This window comes from Streptomyces sp. NRRL S-646 (assembly GCF_000720765.1).
Classification (GTDB): domain Bacteria; phylum Actinomycetota; class Actinomycetes; order Streptomycetales; family Streptomycetaceae; genus Streptomyces.
The window spans coordinates 53,366-69,155 of the sequence record NZ_JODC01000012.1; the positions used below are offsets into that span (position 1 = coordinate 53,366).

Below are 15,790 nucleotides of genomic sequence, written 5' to 3' on the forward strand. Positions count from 1 at the left end.
CGCAGACGACAGACGGCACATCGCGGAACTCCCTGGCGGAGCGTTTGGGCACCCCCCAGCGGAGCGCAGAGCGCTCAGCGGACCATCGGTTCCTCGTCCTCCGCCGGCGGCCGCTTCAGCGGCGTACGCGACAGGAACAGGCCGAACACCGGCGGCTGAGTCTGCAGCATCTCCAGACGGCCGCCGTCCGCCTCCGCCAGGTCCCGCGCCACCGCCAGCCCGATGCCCGTCGAGTTCCGTCCGCTGATCGTGCGCTCGAAGATCCGCGCACCGAGGTCGGCGGGCACGCCCGGCCCCTCGTCGGTGACCTCCACGACCGCCTGGTTGCCGGTCACCCGGGTCCGCAGCGCCACCGTGCCCCCGCCGTGCATCAGCGAGTTCTCGATCAGCGCCGCCAGAACCTGCGCGACCGCGCCCGGCGTGCCGACCGCCTGAAGATGCCGCTTGCCGGAGCTCACGATCGCCCGCCCCGTCTGGCGGTAGGCGGGCCGCCACTCGGCGAGCTGCTGCTGGATGACCTCGTCGAGGTCGAAGGAGACGGCGCTGCCGGTGCGGGGATCGCGCGCGTTGGTCAGCAGCCGCTCCACCACGTCCGTCAGCCGCTCGACCTGGGTGAGGGCGACGTTGGCCTCCTCCTTCACCGTGTCCGGGTCGTCGGTGAGGGTGATCTCCTCCAGCCGCATCGACAGCGCGGTCAGCGGCGTACGCAGCTGGTGGGAGGCGTCGGCGGCCAGGCGCCGCTCGGCGGTGAGCATACGGCCGATGCGCTCGGCGGAGGAGTCGAGGACGTCCGCCACCCGGTCCAGCTCGGGAACGCCGTACCGCTTGTGGCGGGGCCGCGGGTCGCCGGAGCCCAGCCGCTCGGCGGTCTCCGCGAGGTCGGTGAGCGGGGAGGCGAGCCGGTTGGCCTGCCGGATCGCCAGCAGTACGGCGGCCACCACGGCGAGCAGCGCGACCAGCCCGATGATCAGCAGCGTCCGGCCGACCTCCCGGCTCACGGTCGAACGCGGCTCCTCGACGACGACCCGCTCGCCCTCCTCGCCCGTCGCCCGCCCGCGGATGACCTCACCCTCGGGCTTGGTCCCGACCGCGATGGCCGACTGCCCCGGGATCTCGATCACGGCGTACCGCTCCCCCGTGACCTGCCCCTTCAGCACCTCCGCGCTGACGGCCCCGGCCCCGATGAGCCGGCTGTCCACGATGCTGGCCAGCCGCTGCGCCTCGGAGCTCACCCGCTCCTGGGCGCTGTTGCTGATGGTCCGCGTCTCGACAATGACGAGAGACACACCGAAGACGGCGATGACCACGAGCACGACGGCAAGCGTGGACTGGATGAGACGACGACGCACGGGGGCCCTCCGGGCAACGGTTTACGACGACCAGTGTGCCTGTGGGCGCCTGAAAACGCCGGGCCGGGGCAACGCCAAAGCCGCCCCGGCGCAACGCGCGTAGCCGCCTAACTCTTCTCGAACCGGAAACCCACACCCCGCACGGTGGCGATGTACCGCGGGTTCGCCGCGTCGTCGCCCAACTTCTTACGCAGCCACGAGATGTGCATGTCGAGCGTCTTGGTCGACGACCACCACGTCGTGTCCCAGACCTCGCGCATCAACTGGTCTCGGGTCACCACGCGGCCGGCGTCCCGCACCAGTACCCGCAGCAGGTCGAACTCCTTGGCGGTGAGCTGGAGTTCCTCGTCGCCCATCCACGCCCGGTGCGACTCGACGTCGATCCGCACGCCGTGCGTGGCGGGCGGCTGCGCCGGCTCGGCCGCACCGCGCCGCAGCAGGGCCCGGACACGGGCGAGCAGTTCGGCGAGCCGGAAGGGCTTGGTGACGTAGTCGTCGGCGCCGGCGTCGAGACCGACGACGGTGTCCACCTCGTCGGCACGCGCGGTCAGGATGAGGATCGGCACGGTGTGGCCTTCGGCCCGCAGCCGGCGGGCGACCTCGAGGCCGTCCATGCCGGGCAGACCGAGGTCCAGCACGACCAGGTCGATGCCGCCGGCGTTTCCGGCGTCGAGCGCGGTGGGTCCGTCCTCGCGCACCTCGACCTCGTAACCTTCCCGGCGCAGGGCACGGGCCAGCGGCTCCGAGATGGACGCGTCGTCCTCGGCGAGCAGTACACGGGTCATGAGGTGATGGTAGTCCGCTCTTGACAGGTGCTGTGGTGTGATCGGCACCCATGATTCTTACCTTTGGAGGCTGCGGGGCGAACCTGTGTCTGTGCGGTGCGATCCCCGAAGAGACCTTGGAAAAGGTGTGTATGGTTCCACCTCCACCTGTGATCCGCGTCTCAAGTCCTTCCATATCCGGCAGTGTCCTGCCGTATGGTGAAACAACGCCTGTAGCACTGCGGGGACCTTTGGCAAGCATTTGACGCCGAAGGTCTCTTTTGTGTGCGGTAAACCCCCACCAGCACAGCAAGGAACGACCATGGCGTCCAGCCTGACGAAGGACTCGGTCCGCCCGGACACCCCCGGCTCCGAGAAGACCTTCTTCGGCCACCCCCGCGGACTGGCCACTCTCTTCATGACCGAGATGTGGGAGCGATTCTCCTACTACGGCATGAAGGCCCTGCTCACCGTCTACCTCCTCTCCGGCGGCCCCGGTGCCGGCAAGGGGAGCATGGGCGGCGGCCTCGCTATGGACGTGGCCACCACCACGGTGATCGTCTCCGTCTACTCGGCGATGGTGTACCTGCTCGCCATGCCCGGCGGCTGGCTCGGCGACCGCGTCTGGGGCCCGCGCAAGACAGTGACCATCGCGGCCGTCACGATCATGGCCGGCCACATCACGCTGGCGCTGCCCGGCGGTCAGGCCCCGTTCTTCGCGGGTCTGGCGCTGGTCGCGGCCGGCTCGGGTCTGCTCAAGGCCAACATCTCCACGATGGTGGGCCATCTCTACGACGGCCCGGACGACCCGCGCCGTGACGGCGGCTTCACGATCTTCTACATGGGCATCAACGCCGGTGCGTTCTTCGCCCCGTTGGCCATCGGCACCGTCGGCCAGGAGGTCAGCTGGCACCTGGGCTTCGGCATGGCCGCGGTCGGCATGGCGATCGGCCTGGCCGCGTTCCTGCTCGGCACCCGCAACCTGAGCCCGAAGAGCAGCGTCGTCCCCAAGCCCCTGGCGGCCGAGGAGCGCGCTGCCTGGCTGCGCAAGGGCCTGCTCTGGCTGATCGCCGCGACCGTCTTCTACGGCGTCGTCGGGTTCACCGGCCACTTCACCCTGAACTGGGCGATGATCCCGCTCACCGTCATCGGTCTGGTCATCCCGGCCGGTGTGCTGCTGCGCATCAAGCGGGACAAGGAGCTCAACGCCACCGAGCAGTCGAAGATGACCGGCTACATCTGGTTCTTCGTCGCGGCCGCCGTGTTCTGGATGATCTACGACCAGGGCGCGTCCACCGTCCAGGCGTTCGGCGAGGGCAAGGCCGCCCACTCGATGCTCGGCTTCGACTTCCCGACCTCCTGGTACCAGTCGCTGAACCCGCTGTTCATCATGGCGCTGGCCCCGGTCTTCGCCTGGGTCTGGGTGTGGCTGAACCGCAAGGGCCAGGAGCCCAGCACCATCGTGAAGTTCTCGATGGGTCTGGTCCTGATCGGCGTCTCGTTCTTCTTCTTCCTGATCCCGCTGGCCATGGCGGCGAACGGCACCGCGGTCAGCCCGATGTGGCTGGTGGGCATCTACTTCATCCAGACCGTGGGTGAGCTGTGCCTGTCGCCGGTGGGTCTGTCGGTGACGACGAAGATGGCTCCGGCCAAGTACGCCAGCCAGATGATGGGCGTGTGGTTCCTCGCGGTCACCGCGGGCGACTCCATCACCGGCCTGCTGTCCAACCCGGCCATCGCCGGAGTCGACCTCGGCGGCACGGGAGCCGTGTTCGGGGAGGCGGCCCTCGCGGCCTTCGCCGGCTTTGCGGTGTGGATGTACCGCCGGAAGGTCAAGGCGCTGATGGGCGACGTGCACTGACGCACCGCCGTACAAACGGCTGAAGGCCGCCGCACACGATGTGCGGCGGCCTTCAGCGATTTGGTCCGTCGGTCACTTCGTCTCGACCGACCAGGACCGGGTGAAGCTGCGGAACCCGCACATCACCGTCGACTTCTCACCGGGCTTCTTCCAGGGACCCCACAGGTACCACGGGATGGTGTGCTCGGCGCCGGTGCCCGTGCCACGGACCACGTCGCAGACGAGCTTGACCCGGTGCTTGTGCACGGTCTTGCCCGAAGCGGACTTCTTGCACGACGACGTGGCCTTCGGCCGGCCGAGGTCGAGGTGCACCACTGAGGTGCACTTGTACTTGGCTCCGGCCGCCTCCGCGGTGCCCGCCGTGGCCAGGCCGGTCCCCGTCGCCATGAGAACGGCGGCGAGCGCGGCGCCCGCCGTCTTCTTCCCCCAGGTCATTTGCTTCCTCTTTCACTTGCCTCACAACGTGGTGGGCAATAGGTCTTTCACCTGCCACGTTGTTCAATGCGCAAACAATTTCTCGTGCTTGCTTACGCGAACGGAGAGGACGCTAAAGGACCTCCGGCCTTGGGAGCAAACTCATGCAGCAGATCTGAGCAAGAGTTGAGGAAGCATGGAAGGGCAGGTCAGCGGGGGTTTCGCCGCGGCATGAACGTGAACACCGCGCCGCCCAGCAACACCACCGTGCCCGCCACCAGGCCCAGGGCCTTCAGGGCGCCGTGGTCGCTGGAACCCGTCTCGGCCAAGCCGCCGCTCGACGATCCGCCGGACGACGAACCGCCCGAGGTCGACGAACCGCCCGACGCGCCGCTCGCCTGCTGTGTGGTGTCCAGGGTCAGGGAGACCTCCGTCCTGTCGGGCTTGCAGGTGGTCGTCGTGCCCAGGGCGTTGATCGTGAGGACGCCCGGGGACAGGGTCGACCTGCCGTCCGCGCCCGGCTTGTAGGTGCCCGTCAGGTCGGGGATCTCGATGGGCTCGCCGGACTTGATGTCCTTGGAGTTCGTCGGGCCCTCGACGTGCACCGTGCCCTTGTCCGCGCCACCCAGGGCCACCTCCATCGACGGCTTCACCGAGCCCTTGGGGATGTCGGCCGGGCTGTCCATCACGGACTTCTTGAACTGCACGGTGAGGCCGAAACTCCCGCCGTTCTTCTTGGCGTTGATCTGGATGGGCGAGGTCGCCTTCTTCTCACCGATGGGCGACTGACAGGTGTACGGGATCTCGACCTCCTTGCCGGTGAAGTCGGTCTGGTCGCTGCCGGTGCCGTCACTGGCGGAGGCCGACGCGGACGGTGAGGACGACTGGGAGGCCGAGTCCGTCGGCTCCGGTGTCGTGCTCGACGAGCTTCCGCCGCCCGGCGACACCTCGATCGTCGCCGCCTTCTGCACCGTCTCCTTCGGCGTGCACTTGGTGTCCGTCGACATGGCGTTGACGGTGTACGCGTCCGGGGTCAGCGTCACCTCGCCCGGCGCCGTCAGCTTCAGCGTGCCCTTCATGTCGGACAGCACCATGGCGCCGCCCTTGGGGATGGCCGGGTTCGTGCGCGTGCCCTGCATCGCGATGTCGGCGGCCTGCGCGCCGGCCGCCTTCAGCACCCCGGACGGCTGGACCGAGTTGGCGGGAAGGTCGATGATGTCCGGGTTCTTCGAGGCGGCCTGGACGAACTTCCATACGACGTCCACCGTGTCGCCCACCTTCGCCGTGGCCGGCGCGGTGATCTCGACCTTCGTGGTGCCGTCGACGGGGGTGATGCCCGCGGGCGGCACGCAGTGCGTCGCGAACGACACCTGAGCGGCCTGCGCGGGCCCGGCGGCCAGGCCCAGCAGGATGCCTGCCGAACCCAGTACCAGGGCGGCGCCCGCCGCACCCGCTCTCCCGCTGCCGACCGGTGTGACTCTCCTGCGCTTTCTCACGGGGGTCCCTTCCTGGTGGGAGTCGTAGGACTCGTCGGGCTGCCGTCCTGGTGCGGTGCGGAGAGCCGACCGGCCGTGCCCGGATCGGAGTCCGGGGTGAACCACGGCAGGGTCGAGTTCGAGGGGGGCTCCTGAGTAGCCGCCTTGGCGGTGAACTTCGGCATGTGCAGGGCCAGTTCGGGCAGGCGGAGGCCCCGGTGCCGCAGGCCGCCCGCGCGGCGCGGCCGTACCCGGTCCACGACCGCCATCCCCGCGCGGAACACCGCGGCCGGCACGACCACGCAGACCAGGAGCCAGAACAGGGTCACGCCCCACGGGCGGCCCACGCCCCAGGGCTGCTCGGCGAGGACCTTGCCGCCGTACTTGAGGGAGACGGTGTAGTCGCCGTGCGCTCCCGCCGTCAGCTCGACCGGGAGCTTGATCTGCGCCTTCTTGCCGGGTGCGATGGTCCCGCGCCACTCCTGGTCCTCCCACTGCGGGGCGAACACGCCATGAGAGGTGCCGAGTTGGAAGACCGGGTCCTTGATCGCGGTGGTGCCGGCGTTGCCGACGGTGAAGACGAGGGTGCGTGAGGGCGGTGCGCCGAACCAGGTGAGCAGGCCGCTCGACCCGTCGAGCCGGGTGTCCGTGAGGACCGACAGACGCCCGCCGGACGGCTCGGCCGGCAGCGGTTCGACGGCGTGCCCGGCCACCTGGAAGACCGCGTCCGCCTGCGCCTTCGCACCCTCGACCGTCGCCACGTGCACCACGCACGGGCACGGCACCGGCGGCTCCGCGACCGGCAGCTTCTTGCTGAAGGAGCCCTTGGCGTCGGTGGTGACGGCCCTTCCGTCCGAGTTGGCGCAGGAGTTGGTGCCGCCGGTCACCCCACGGGACGGCGTCGACTGTCCGCAGATCAGCATCATCAGCAGCGCGTGCGCACGCCAGCCACTGCCGCTGACGGTGATCGAACCGCCGGTACCGGCCTGGGACTTGGAGAGCCTGACGGCCGGACCGTCCGCCGCAGCCGTGCCCGCCAGGGGCAGCAGGAGCAGCGCGAGCACCGCCACCAGCGCCGTGATCCGCAGCTTGCCGTTCACGTCAGCGCTCCCGTCAACTCGACTTCCGTACGCGGGGGTTCGAGCGCCTCGCCGTCGGCCGTACGACGCCTGCGACGTCGTAGGCCTCGTACGAGAAGCGGCGCGCCCACTGCCGCCACCGCACCCGCGATCCCCGTCACCGCTCCCCACGGCACGAACCGCGCCGCCGCGCCGGCCGAGTCGTGAGCGCCGCCCGCCGCCGTCACGGTCAGCCGGACGTCGACCGATTCCAGGGCGGGGCGGCCGGGCCAGGGTTCGGCGAGGCTCAGGCGGTGGCCGGGGCGCAGGCGGACGGGCAGGGTGCGCGGGGCGCGGTCGAGGACCGGCCCGAAGACGCCGTCGGCGTGCACGGCGAGGCTCGGTACGAGGACCGTGGTGCCACGATTGACCAGGTCGTACGTGATGCGGTCACCGCGCACGGCGACGTGCTCGACGGTCAGCGCGGACAGAGCCGGTCCGCCCACCCGCAGCCGGACCGGAACCGCGGCCCGGCGGCCGTCCTGGTCACGGGCGACGATCTCGCCGCTGCGGTCGGCCCGCGCACTCACCGTGAACGGCACGTCGGCGCGAGTACGGGCGGGCACCCGCACCCGGTCGGCGGCAAAGGTGACCGGGACACCACTGCCACTCAGCCGCACCGTGACGGCCCGCCCACTCCGATTGACCACGGACACCGCGTCCTGCAGAACCGCCCCGGGCGCACCTTCGGCATAGACGGAGGGCCGCGACCCCCCGGAGGGCACGAGCGCCCAGCCGTCGGCGGCCGAGGCCGCCGGGGCAGTACTCATGACCAGCAGCAGGGACACGAGCAGGACACGTGCAGCGGTCGACATCCGGCGGCTCCAGCGGTCGTACGGCAGAGGTCTCGGCAGGGCGAGCGAAGTCCGCGACGGTTCGGCAGCGCCCCAAAGGGGCGCGGGGCTGTGACATGTGCGGCTCCGCCGCGTGGGCGCGACCAGCCACGATGAAGCCGCACACAACAGACGGCCCAACGCGGCACAGCCGACAAACCCCTACCGCCGGGCCACCTGATTCCTCCGCGTGATCCACAACGCCCCCGCCGCTCCGGCCAGGAGCACCGTGCCGCCGAGCGTGCCCAGCGCGATCGCGGAGTCGTCGGGCCCGGTCTGCGGAAGGGAGCCCCCGGAATCCGCACCGCTCTGGCTGGTCCCGCCGGAGCCACCCGCCGCCGTCACATCGAGGCTCAGCGCCGGCCCCGGGTTGTTCGACGGCGTGCACGTGGTCGTCGTACCGAGCGCCTTGATGGTGAGGATGCCCGGGGTGAAGGTGACCTTGCCGTTCTTCTTCGGCGTGTACGTGCCCGTCAAGTCGTTGATCTTGATGGGGGTGTTGGCGGGGATCGCGGCCTGGTTGGCGGGTCCGGAGACGGACACCGTGCCGCTGTCGGCGCCGCCCAGCTTGATGGTGGCGCTCGGGTTCATCGCGCCCTTGCCCAGTTCGACGGGGCTGGAGGAGACGCCCTTCTGCCACGACATGGTGAGCCTGTAGCCGCTGCCGCTCTTGACGCCCTTGATGTCGATGGGCGAGACGGCGCTCTTGTTGCCGATCGGCGTCTTGCACTGGTAGTTGACGTCGACGACATCGGCCTCGGCTGCGGGGGCGGCGAGCAGCACCGCAGAGCCGGCCAGGGCCGCGGCGGACGCGAGCGCGGCGGTTCGATTCCGGTACGACACGGTTCCGCTCCCTCTTCGAGATCCTCGGGTTCCTCTGCCATTTCCTGACGGCACATCAGATTCGGCCGTCAAGGTACGCCCGGCGTCTTGAGGAGGGAAGAGAAGATGCGCGCCGGAGTTGTGGGGATCCGGCGCGCACGGGAGGGGGTTCGAGTGGAGGGAGTGACCGTGGGTAACCCCGAGCTGGTGCGCTCGCAGGACGTCCGGCACACCCCACCGCCGCAGCACCTCCGGCACGGCCACCGTGCCGTCCGCCCGCTGGTGCTGTTCCAGGAGCGCGGGCAGCAGGCGGCTGGTGGCGAGGCCCGAGGCGTTGAGGGTGTGGACATGGACCGGTCTGCCGCCGCCGACCGGGCGATGGGGGTCCCCCCGTTCGAGCGAAGCCGAGAATGGGGGAGCATGGCCCCGCGCCGCGCCTGGTAGTCGCGGGCGTTCGACACCGAGCTGACCTCGGCGTACGCACCCAGGCTCGGCAGCCAGACCTCCACGTCGTACGTCTTGGCCTGGGCGGGGCTGGTGTCCCCGGCCGCGAGTTTGGTGAAGCGGTGGTGCAGGCCGAGTCCGGCGACCAACTCCTCGGCGCGGGCCAGCAGTTCGAGCTGGGCGGCGTCCGAGTCCTCGGGGCGCGTGTACTGGAAAAGCTCGACCTTGTTGAACTGGTGGCCGCGCAGGGTGCCCCGCTCCGCGGTGCGGTGGCCGCCGCTCTCCTTGCGGTAACAGGGCGTGTAGGCGACGTACTTGAGCGGCAGCTCCCGCTCGTCGAGGGTCTCGCCGCGGTGCAGGTTGACCAGGGCGGTCTCGGCGGTGGGGAGGAGGAAGTGATCGTCCACGCGGAAGACCTCGTCGGCGAACTTCGGGAACTGTCCGGCCGTATAGCCCGCCTCGTGGGTGAGCAGGTGCGGCGGCAGCACGAACTCGTAGCCCGCCCGGCGGTGGGTGTCGAGGAAGTGGTTGAGCAGCGCCCACTCCAGGGCGGCGCCCTCGCCGCGGTAGACCCAGTAGCCGTTCCCGGCGAGGGCCGCGCCCCGCTTGTAGTCGACCAGGCCGAGGTCCTCGGCGAGCTGGACATGGTCCTTTGCGGCGAAGTCGAAGGCGGGCAGGGCGCCGGCCGTCCGTACGACCCGGTTGTTCTCCTTGCCGCCCGCGACGACGTCGTCGTCCGGGAGGTTGGGCAGGGCGTCGAGGAAGTCCTGGTGCTGCCGTGCGAGCCGGTCGAGCCCGGCCTCGGCCTCCGCCAGCCGGTCGGCCAGGGTCCCGGCCGCGGCCCGGAGCTCCTCGGCGGCCTCGCCGGCCCGTCGTCGTACGGCGATGTCCGCCGAGATGCGCCGGCGCTCGCCGCGCAGCCGCTCCACGGCCGTCCGGGCCTCGCGGAAGTCGGCGTCCAGGGCGAGGAAGGCCGGGATGTCGGCGTCCACGGCGCGCTTGCGCAGGGCGTCGCGGACGGTGTCGGGGTGCTGTCGGATGAGGGTGACGTCGAGCATGGTGCGCGCTCCGTCCGGTTCTGCCGGAGCGGCACGCGCCGCCCCGGGGATGGTCCCTCGGGGCGTGGGCGAGAGGGTGCTCGCGGTGCCACCACGCCTTCACCGCCGTACGACGGTCTCGTTCGGGCCCGGTGACGGGGGCCGGCCGGCGGGGCATTTCCTCCCCGCACTCGGGAGTGGATTCGCCTCGGGACGCGAGGCCGCCGTCACACCTGCAGGCGGCTCTCTCGGCTCGCGTCGGTCTCGGGTACTTGTCTCCGTCAGCGCGTTGCCACGAGCGTAGAGAGCACGCCCGGCCGGCGGAAACGAATTACGCCGGGGCACCCAGTTCCGCCCACACGGTCTTGCCCGCCACTCCCGGCGTCCGTGCGACGCCCCAGTCCAGACAGAGCCGCTGCACGATGAACATGCCGTGCCCGCCGGGGCGGCCCGCGCGGTGCGGGGTGCGGGGGGCCGGCTGGCCCGGGCCCCTGTCCGAGACCTCGATGCGGATCACCTTGTTGTCGCAGGCGATCCACAGCTCGTCCGGGCCCTCGGCGTGCAGACAGGCGTTGGTGACCAGCTCGGAGACGACGAGCAGCACGTCCTCGGCGGCGGCCCGCTGGTCGGCCGTGGCGGCCGGCAGCCAACCCCACGCGTACAGCGCCTGGCGGGTGAAGTCGCGGGCGAGCGGCACGACGCCGCTCTCGCCGTCGAAGTTCAGCCTGCGGACCTGGCCGCCGCCCGCGGACGACGCGGGCGCAGCCGACGACGAGGCCTCGTCGCCCTCGGACGCCCCGGAAGCGCCGCTCGGCTCCGGGCCGCGGTCGCCCGGCGAGTAAGGCCGGGTGGTGCTCATCAGCGCTTCACCTCACCGATTCACCGATTCACCAGTTCACGATTCAAAAGTCAGTACGTACCTCGACGGTGGATCCGTCGCTGTGCCGCCGACATGTTGCTGCCGACATGTTCAGGATTCCCTGCCGACAGGATGTCTCCTGCCCGACCGAACCGGCAGAACACCCCCCTATTCGGCCCGGAACGCGTGGCGCCCCAAAAGTGCCGGTCACACAGGGGTGAATGGGGCAGGACACAGCGTCGGGCACGGCGGCCGGGATCAGCCGGCCTCAGCCGGCTTCATCGGCCAGGGCCGCCTCAAGCGTGTCATGGACGGTGAAGACCGCTTCCGCCCCGGTGATCTCGAAGACGCGCGCCACCACGGGCTGCATCCCCGCGAGATGCACCCCGCCCCCTGCGGCCTCCGCCTTGAGGCGCGCGCCGAGCAGCACATTGAGTCCGGTGGAGTCGCAGAACTCCAGCCGCGAGCAGTCCACCACCAGCCGGCTGAAACCCTTGGCGAGGCATTCCTCGAGTGGCTCACGCAACAGATCGGCGGTGTGGTGATCCAACTCACCCACCGGCGTCACGACGGCGCTGGAGCCCTCTTCCCTGACCTCCACCAGTAGCCGGCCAGACTGTGCGCTGCCGACCGTCCCACGGTCCATGCCGTCTTTCTCCCGACGTCGTGGCTGCTGACTCACGCCCTCGAACACTACGCCTTCCTCACACTCTCCGACACCCGAACAACCGCACGTAAACGGACATATCCCCACAGAACGCACTTGCGGCGAGCGCGGGAAAGCGGGTAGGGCTAGTAGGGATACGTAAACCGACACGGCCGGCTTTGGAGGCGCCGCACACCGCAGTGCACGCACTGGCTTCGGCAGCCATATGCCGAGAACGATGGAGGACATCATGTCACCCCGGCTCGACGCATCGCATACCCAGGAGGCGACGTCGGCATCCCCTCCGGAACATCTGGATCCCATCGAGAGCAACGACCCAGACACGCTTGCCGGGCTCCCCGGGCTGGCAGGCCTTCCGGAGATCCCCCCGTACGACGAAGTGGGACCGGTAGACGCAAGAGCGCTCTCCAAGACCCTCTTCGAGCGCCTTGAGTCCCTTGAGGAAGGCACGCACGAATACTCGTACGTCCGTAACACCCTCGTCGAGCTCAACCTCGCGCTGGTCAAGTTCGCCGCCTCCCGCTTCCGCTCACGGAGCGAGCCGATGGAGGACATCATCCAGGTCGGCACGATCGGCCTGATCAAGGCGATCGACCGGTTCGAACTGGCACGGGGCGTCGAGTTCCCCACGTTCGCCATGCCGACCATCGTCGGTGAGATCAAGCGCTTCTTCCGCGACACCTCGTGGTCCGTGCGCGTACCGCGCAGGCTGCAGGAGCTCCGGCTCGACCTGGCCAAGGCCGGCGACGAGCTGGCCCAGAAGCTCGACCGGGCGCCGACGGTGGCCGAGCTCGCGGAGCGCCTTGAGCTGACGAAGGACGAGGTCGTCGAGGGCATGGCGGCGTCGAACGCGTACACCGCCTCCTCGCTGGACGCCCAGCCCGAGGAGGACGACGCCGAGGGCGCGCTCGCGGACCGGATCGGGTACGAGGACCACGGACTCGAAGGCATCGAGTACGTCGAGTCGTTGAAACCGCTGATCGCCGAACTCCCGCCCCGGGACCGGCAGATCCTCTCCCTGCGTTTCGTCGCGGGCCTGACCCAGTCCGAGATAGGCGAAGAGCTCGGCATCTCACAGATGCATGTGTCGCGGCTGCTGTCGCGGACGCTGGTGCGGTTGCGCAAGGGCCTGACACTCGAGGAGTGACGGTCTCCTTGTGGGACCTCCCTGTGAACACTCCCTTGTGACGCCTCTTTCCGAGCGCGGTCCGTCCGGTTGCCGGGCGGGCCGCGCTCAGGCGTTCCCTGGGTTACCCACAGAAACTCTTTCCCCAGAGGTTTCCATCCATCACTATGGGCCCCCATACCCGCCGGTAGGTCAATATCCCGGCGGGCGGCAAGGGTGCAAGGAGGCGGGCGGATGGCTCGGGCCGACGGGACCGACGACGGAGTCGAGACCGGGGGCGGCCGGGGGTCCGGGGGTGTCCCCGAGACCGGGGCGCTTGCGGGCGCGTCCGACGCGCGGCTGACCGAACTGCTTCGCACCAGCACCCCTACCCTCTATCCGGCCCTGCAGGAACTCCGCTCCCGCCACCAGCCGTCGGTCCTCGCCTACGCCCGGCTGTGCACGGCGAGCGAGTCCGCCGCACGGGACCTGGCCGCGCAGGCGTTCACCCTGGCGGCCCGGCAGACGGCACGCGGCACCGAACCCCTGGTCCCGCTCCGTCTTCACCTCCTGCTGCTGACCGGGCACCTGGCGGCCTCCTGGGCGCCCGACGAGCGGGCCGGCGGTCTCGATCCGGGCCTGCTGCTCCTCCTGACCACGGCGGGCTCCGAGGTCCCCGTACCGCCCATGCTCACCGCCTTCCGGTCCCTTCCCTCCCGCGCCCAGGGCCTCGTCTGGTACGGCATCGTGGAGCAGGAGCCGGAGGACAGGACGGCCGCCTTCCTGGGCCTGACCCGCGAGGACGTGGGCCACGAGACCGTCTCCGCCCTCCAGGCCATGGGGCAGGCGTGTCTGCGCTCCCGTCTGGCCGCCTCGGCCGATCCGCGCTGCGGCAACTTCGGCCGGCTCATCGAGGAGTCGGTGCGGCCCGACAGCCCGCGCACCAGCGCCGACCTGCGAGCCCACATGGTGCACTGCGCCCACTGCACGACGGCCTACGAGGAACTGTCGGCCCTGCGCGACGCGCCGCGCACCGCACTGGCCGAGGGCCTGCTGCCCTGGGCGGGCAGGGCGTATGTCACGACACCCGAGGCACCGCACCCCAAGGCTCGCGCGAACGTCTCACCCTGGCCTCCGTCCCGGCGCCTGCTGCTGACCTCGATCGCCGTCGGCGTGGCCCTGGCGCCCCTGATCGTCTTCCTGCTCTCCCAGGCCTCTTCACCGTCCTCGCCGTCCCAGGAGGCGGCGGGCGCGGTGGGTACGCCGACGATTCCGACGCAGGTCACGGTGACGGCGACGGTCTCCGCCGTCCCTTCGCCGTCACCGTCACCGTCGGCGAAGAGCAAGTCGCCGTCACCGACGCAGAGTTCCTCCCCCGCCAAGCGGCCCTCGAAGTCGCCTCCGAAGTCTCCGAAACCCTCCCGCTCCCCCACTCATGCCCCGAACGGTGCGTTCGCGCAGATCGTGAACGTCGCCACCGGCCGGTGCCTGGACGTCCGCGACGGCGACTTCGAGAAGGGCACGGACGTCATCACGGCCCCCTGCTCCTCGTCCCGCACCCAGCGCTGGCGCGTCGACTCCGCGCGCGGACTGGTGCAGTCGTCCGCCGACCCGGACTTCTGCCTGGACAGCCGGGGTGATGTGGACAGGGGCGTGGGTATCTGGGAGTGCGACTCGGTGTACAGCAGCAACGGCCAGAACCTCATGTTCATGGTGGATGCCGACGGTGTGATCCGGCCCGCCATCGCCATCGAGACGGCGCTGACTCCGTACGGGGGCGACGGGCTGTCGCTGCGACCGCTGGACGGGGGCGCCGAGCAGCGCTGGCGGGCGGGGGCCTCCTGACCGGGGAAGCCCGGTCAGACCTCCTGAACGCCCCGGCGCCACACACCGGTGACCAGCGGCACACCCGGCCGGTAGGCGAGGTGTACGTGGCTCGGGGCATCGAGGGTGATGAGGTCCGCGCGGGCGCCCGGGCTCAGGCGGCCGATGTCGTCCCGGCGCAGGGCCCGCGCGCCGCCCGCGGTGGCCGACCAGACCGCCTCGTTTGGGGTCATGCCCATGTCCCGCACCGCGAGGGCGATGCAGAAGGGGACGGAGGAGGTGAAGGACGAGCCGGGGTTGCAGTCGGTGGAGAGGGCGACGGTGGCGCCCGCGTCCAGGAGACGGCGGGCGTTCGGCCACTCCGCGCGGGTGGAGAACTCGGCGCCGGGCAGGAGGGTGGCGACCGTTCGGCTGCCCGCGAGGGCGTCGACGTCCGCGTCCGTCAGGTGGGTGCAGTGGTCGGCGCTGGCCGCGTCCAGTTCCACGGCCAGCTGGACGCCGGGGCCGTAGGAGAGCTGGTTGGCGTGGATGCGCGGGTGCAGGCCCCTGGCCTTTCCGGCGGTGAGGATCGCGCGGGCCTGGTCGCCGTCGAAGGCGCCCTTCTCGCAGAAGACGTCGATCCAACGGGCGTACGGCGCACAGGCGTCGAGCATCTCGCCGGTGACCAGGGCGACATAGCCGGCGGGGTCGTCGGCGTAGTCGGGGGACACGATGTGGGCGCCGAGGTAGGTGACCTCGTCGGTGTGGGCGGCGGCGATGCGCAGGGCACGGGATTCGTCTTCCGTGGTCAGGCCGTAGCCGGACTTCGTCTCGAAGGTCGTGGTGCCCTGGCGGAGCGCCTCGGCGAGGTAGCGGGTGAGGTTGGCCTCCAGCTCCTCGTCGCTCGCGGCCCGGGTGGCGGCGACGGTGGTGCGGATGCCGCCCGCGCTGTACGAGCGCCCGGACATCCGGGCGTTGAACTCCTGTGTCCGGTCACCCGCGAAGACCAGGTGGGAGTGCGAGTCGACGAAGCCGGGGAGGACCGCACGGCCGCCGACGTCGACCCGGTTGTCAGTGGCGGGTGCTTTGCTTGATTCACCGGTCCACGCGATGCGGTCGCCGTCGATGACGAGCGCCGCGTCCTGGATCAGGCCGAGGGGGGAGCCGTCACCGAGGGAGGGGTCGTTGGTGACCAGCGTGGCGATGTTGGTGATGACGGTGCTGCTCATGGTGTCCTCG

Annotated in this window: 14 protein-coding genes; 3 read left to right on the plus strand and 11 right to left on the minus strand. The window is 70.5% G+C overall.

Features of this window, described 5'->3' with window-relative positions:
• Window positions 1-74 precede the first annotated feature (74 nt).
• Both IH68_RS0131360 and IH68_RS0131365 read right to left on the minus strand, forming a co-directional pair.
• Window positions 75-1,349 carry an ATP-binding protein gene (locus tag IH68_RS0131360; protein ID WP_030941718.1) on the minus strand — a complete coding sequence of 425 codons (1,275 nt, stop codon included), beginning with the start codon at window positions 1,347-1,349 and terminating at the stop codon, window positions 75-77.
• A 107-nt stretch (window positions 1,350-1,456) separates the two neighbouring features.
• A complete protein-coding gene (locus IH68_RS0131365) occupies window positions 1,457-2,134 on the minus strand; it encodes a response regulator transcription factor (protein ID WP_030941720.1) in 678 nt (225 codons plus the stop codon).
• Between the two features lie 301 nt (window positions 2,135-2,435).
• On the opposite strand from IH68_RS0131365, the gene IH68_RS0131370 reads away from it, so the two are divergent.
• Window positions 2,436-3,974, plus strand: coding sequence for a peptide MFS transporter (locus IH68_RS0131370; RefSeq protein ID WP_030941721.1), 1,539 nt, complete (start codon window positions 2,436-2,438; stop codon window positions 3,972-3,974).
• A gap of 72 nt (window positions 3,975-4,046) precedes the next feature.
• On the opposite strand, the gene IH68_RS0131375 is transcribed toward IH68_RS0131370, so the two are convergent.
• From IH68_RS0131375 to IH68_RS0131410, 8 genes are all read right to left on the minus strand, one after another.
• Window positions 4,047-4,409 carry a hypothetical protein gene (locus IH68_RS0131375; protein ID WP_030941722.1) on the minus strand — a complete coding sequence of 121 codons (363 nt, stop codon included), beginning with the start codon at window positions 4,407-4,409 and terminating at the stop codon, window positions 4,047-4,049.
• 188 nt (window positions 4,410-4,597) lie between these two features.
• The gene (locus IH68_RS0131380) at window positions 4,598-5,884 is read right to left on the minus strand and encodes a hypothetical protein (protein ID WP_030941723.1); all 1,287 of its coding nucleotides are present in this window, start codon (window positions 5,882-5,884) and stop codon (window positions 4,598-4,600) included.
• Window positions 5,881-6,963: a hypothetical protein gene (locus tag IH68_RS0131385; protein WP_030941724.1), complete on the minus strand. Its 1,083-nt coding sequence runs from the start codon at window positions 6,961-6,963 to the stop codon at window positions 5,881-5,883. Before IH68_RS0131385 ends, IH68_RS0131380 begins: the two co-directional genes overlap by 4 nt.
• Window positions 6,960-7,796: a hypothetical protein gene (locus tag IH68_RS0131390; protein WP_030941726.1), complete on the minus strand. Its 837-nt coding sequence runs from the start codon at window positions 7,794-7,796 to the stop codon at window positions 6,960-6,962. The genes IH68_RS0131385 and IH68_RS0131390 overlap by 4 nt, the downstream gene beginning before the upstream one ends.
• A 180-nt stretch (window positions 7,797-7,976) precedes the next feature.
• Window positions 7,977-8,657: an LPXTG cell wall anchor domain-containing protein gene (locus IH68_RS0131395; RefSeq protein ID WP_030942022.1), complete on the minus strand. Its 681-nt coding sequence runs from the start codon at window positions 8,655-8,657 to the stop codon at window positions 7,977-7,979.
• A gap of 68 nt (window positions 8,658-8,725) precedes the next feature.
• Entirely contained in the window at window positions 8,726-10,138 is a 1,413-nt protein-coding gene (serS, locus tag IH68_RS50350) for a serine--tRNA ligase (protein WP_063763561.1), read from the minus strand.
• 310 nt (window positions 10,139-10,448) lie between these two features.
• Window positions 10,449-10,976: an ATP-binding protein gene (locus IH68_RS0131405; protein WP_030941728.1), complete on the minus strand. Its 528-nt coding sequence runs from the start codon at window positions 10,974-10,976 to the stop codon at window positions 10,449-10,451.
• Window positions 10,977-11,244: 268 nt separating this feature from the next.
• A complete protein-coding gene (locus IH68_RS0131410; RefSeq protein ID WP_030941730.1) occupies window positions 11,245-11,622 on the minus strand; it encodes an STAS domain-containing protein in 378 nt (125 codons plus the stop codon).
• A gap of 238 nt (window positions 11,623-11,860) precedes the next feature.
• On the opposite strand from IH68_RS0131410, the gene IH68_RS0131415 reads away from it, so the two are divergent.
• Window positions 11,861-12,790 (plus strand): RNA polymerase sigma factor SigF, encoded by a 930-nt coding sequence (locus IH68_RS0131415; protein WP_030941732.1) that lies wholly within the window; start codon window positions 11,861-11,863, stop codon window positions 12,788-12,790.
• Between the two features lie 213 nt (window positions 12,791-13,003).
• Window positions 13,004-14,593 carry an RICIN domain-containing protein gene (locus tag IH68_RS0131420; protein WP_030941734.1) on the plus strand — a complete coding sequence of 530 codons (1,590 nt, stop codon included), beginning with the start codon at window positions 13,004-13,006 and terminating at the stop codon, window positions 14,591-14,593.
• Between the two features lie 14 nt (window positions 14,594-14,607).
• Here IH68_RS0131420 and hutI read toward each other — a convergent pair whose 3' ends face one another.
• Entirely contained in the window at window positions 14,608-15,780 is a 1,173-nt protein-coding gene (gene hutI / locus IH68_RS0131425; RefSeq protein ID WP_030941736.1) for an imidazolonepropionase, read from the minus strand.
• Window positions 15,781-15,790: the final 10 nt, after the last annotated feature.

Coding starts and splice junctions, on each gene's coding strand:
- IH68_RS0131365 (WP_030941720.1), bottom strand. CDS start 2,134: ATGACCCGTGTACTGCTCGCCGAGGACGACGCGTCCATCTCGGAGCCG.
- IH68_RS0131370 (WP_030941721.1), top strand. CDS start 2,436: ATGGCGTCCAGCCTGACGAAGGACTCGGTCCGCCCGGACACCCCCGGC.
- IH68_RS0131375 (WP_030941722.1), bottom strand. CDS start 4,409: ATGACCTGGGGGAAGAAGACGGCGGGCGCCGCGCTCGCCGCCGTTCTC.
- IH68_RS0131390 (WP_030941726.1), bottom strand. CDS start 7,796: ATGTCGACCGCTGCACGTGTCCTGCTCGTGTCCCTGCTGCTGGTCATG.
- serS (WP_063763561.1), bottom strand. CDS start 10,138: ATGCTCGACGTCACCCTCATCCGACAGCACCCCGACACCGTCCGCGAC.
- IH68_RS0131405 (WP_030941728.1), bottom strand. CDS start 10,976: ATGAGCACCACCCGGCCTTACTCGCCGGGCGACCGCGGCCCGGAGCCG.
- IH68_RS0131410 (WP_030941730.1), bottom strand. CDS start 11,622: ATGGACCGTGGGACGGTCGGCAGCGCACAGTCTGGCCGGCTACTGGTG.
- IH68_RS0131415 (WP_030941732.1), top strand. CDS start 11,861: ATGGAGGACATCATGTCACCCCGGCTCGACGCATCGCATACCCAGGAG.
- IH68_RS0131420 (WP_030941734.1), top strand. CDS start 13,004: ATGGCTCGGGCCGACGGGACCGACGACGGAGTCGAGACCGGGGGCGGC.
- hutI (WP_030941736.1), bottom strand. CDS start 15,780: ATGAGCAGCACCGTCATCACCAACATCGCCACGCTGGTCACCAACGAC.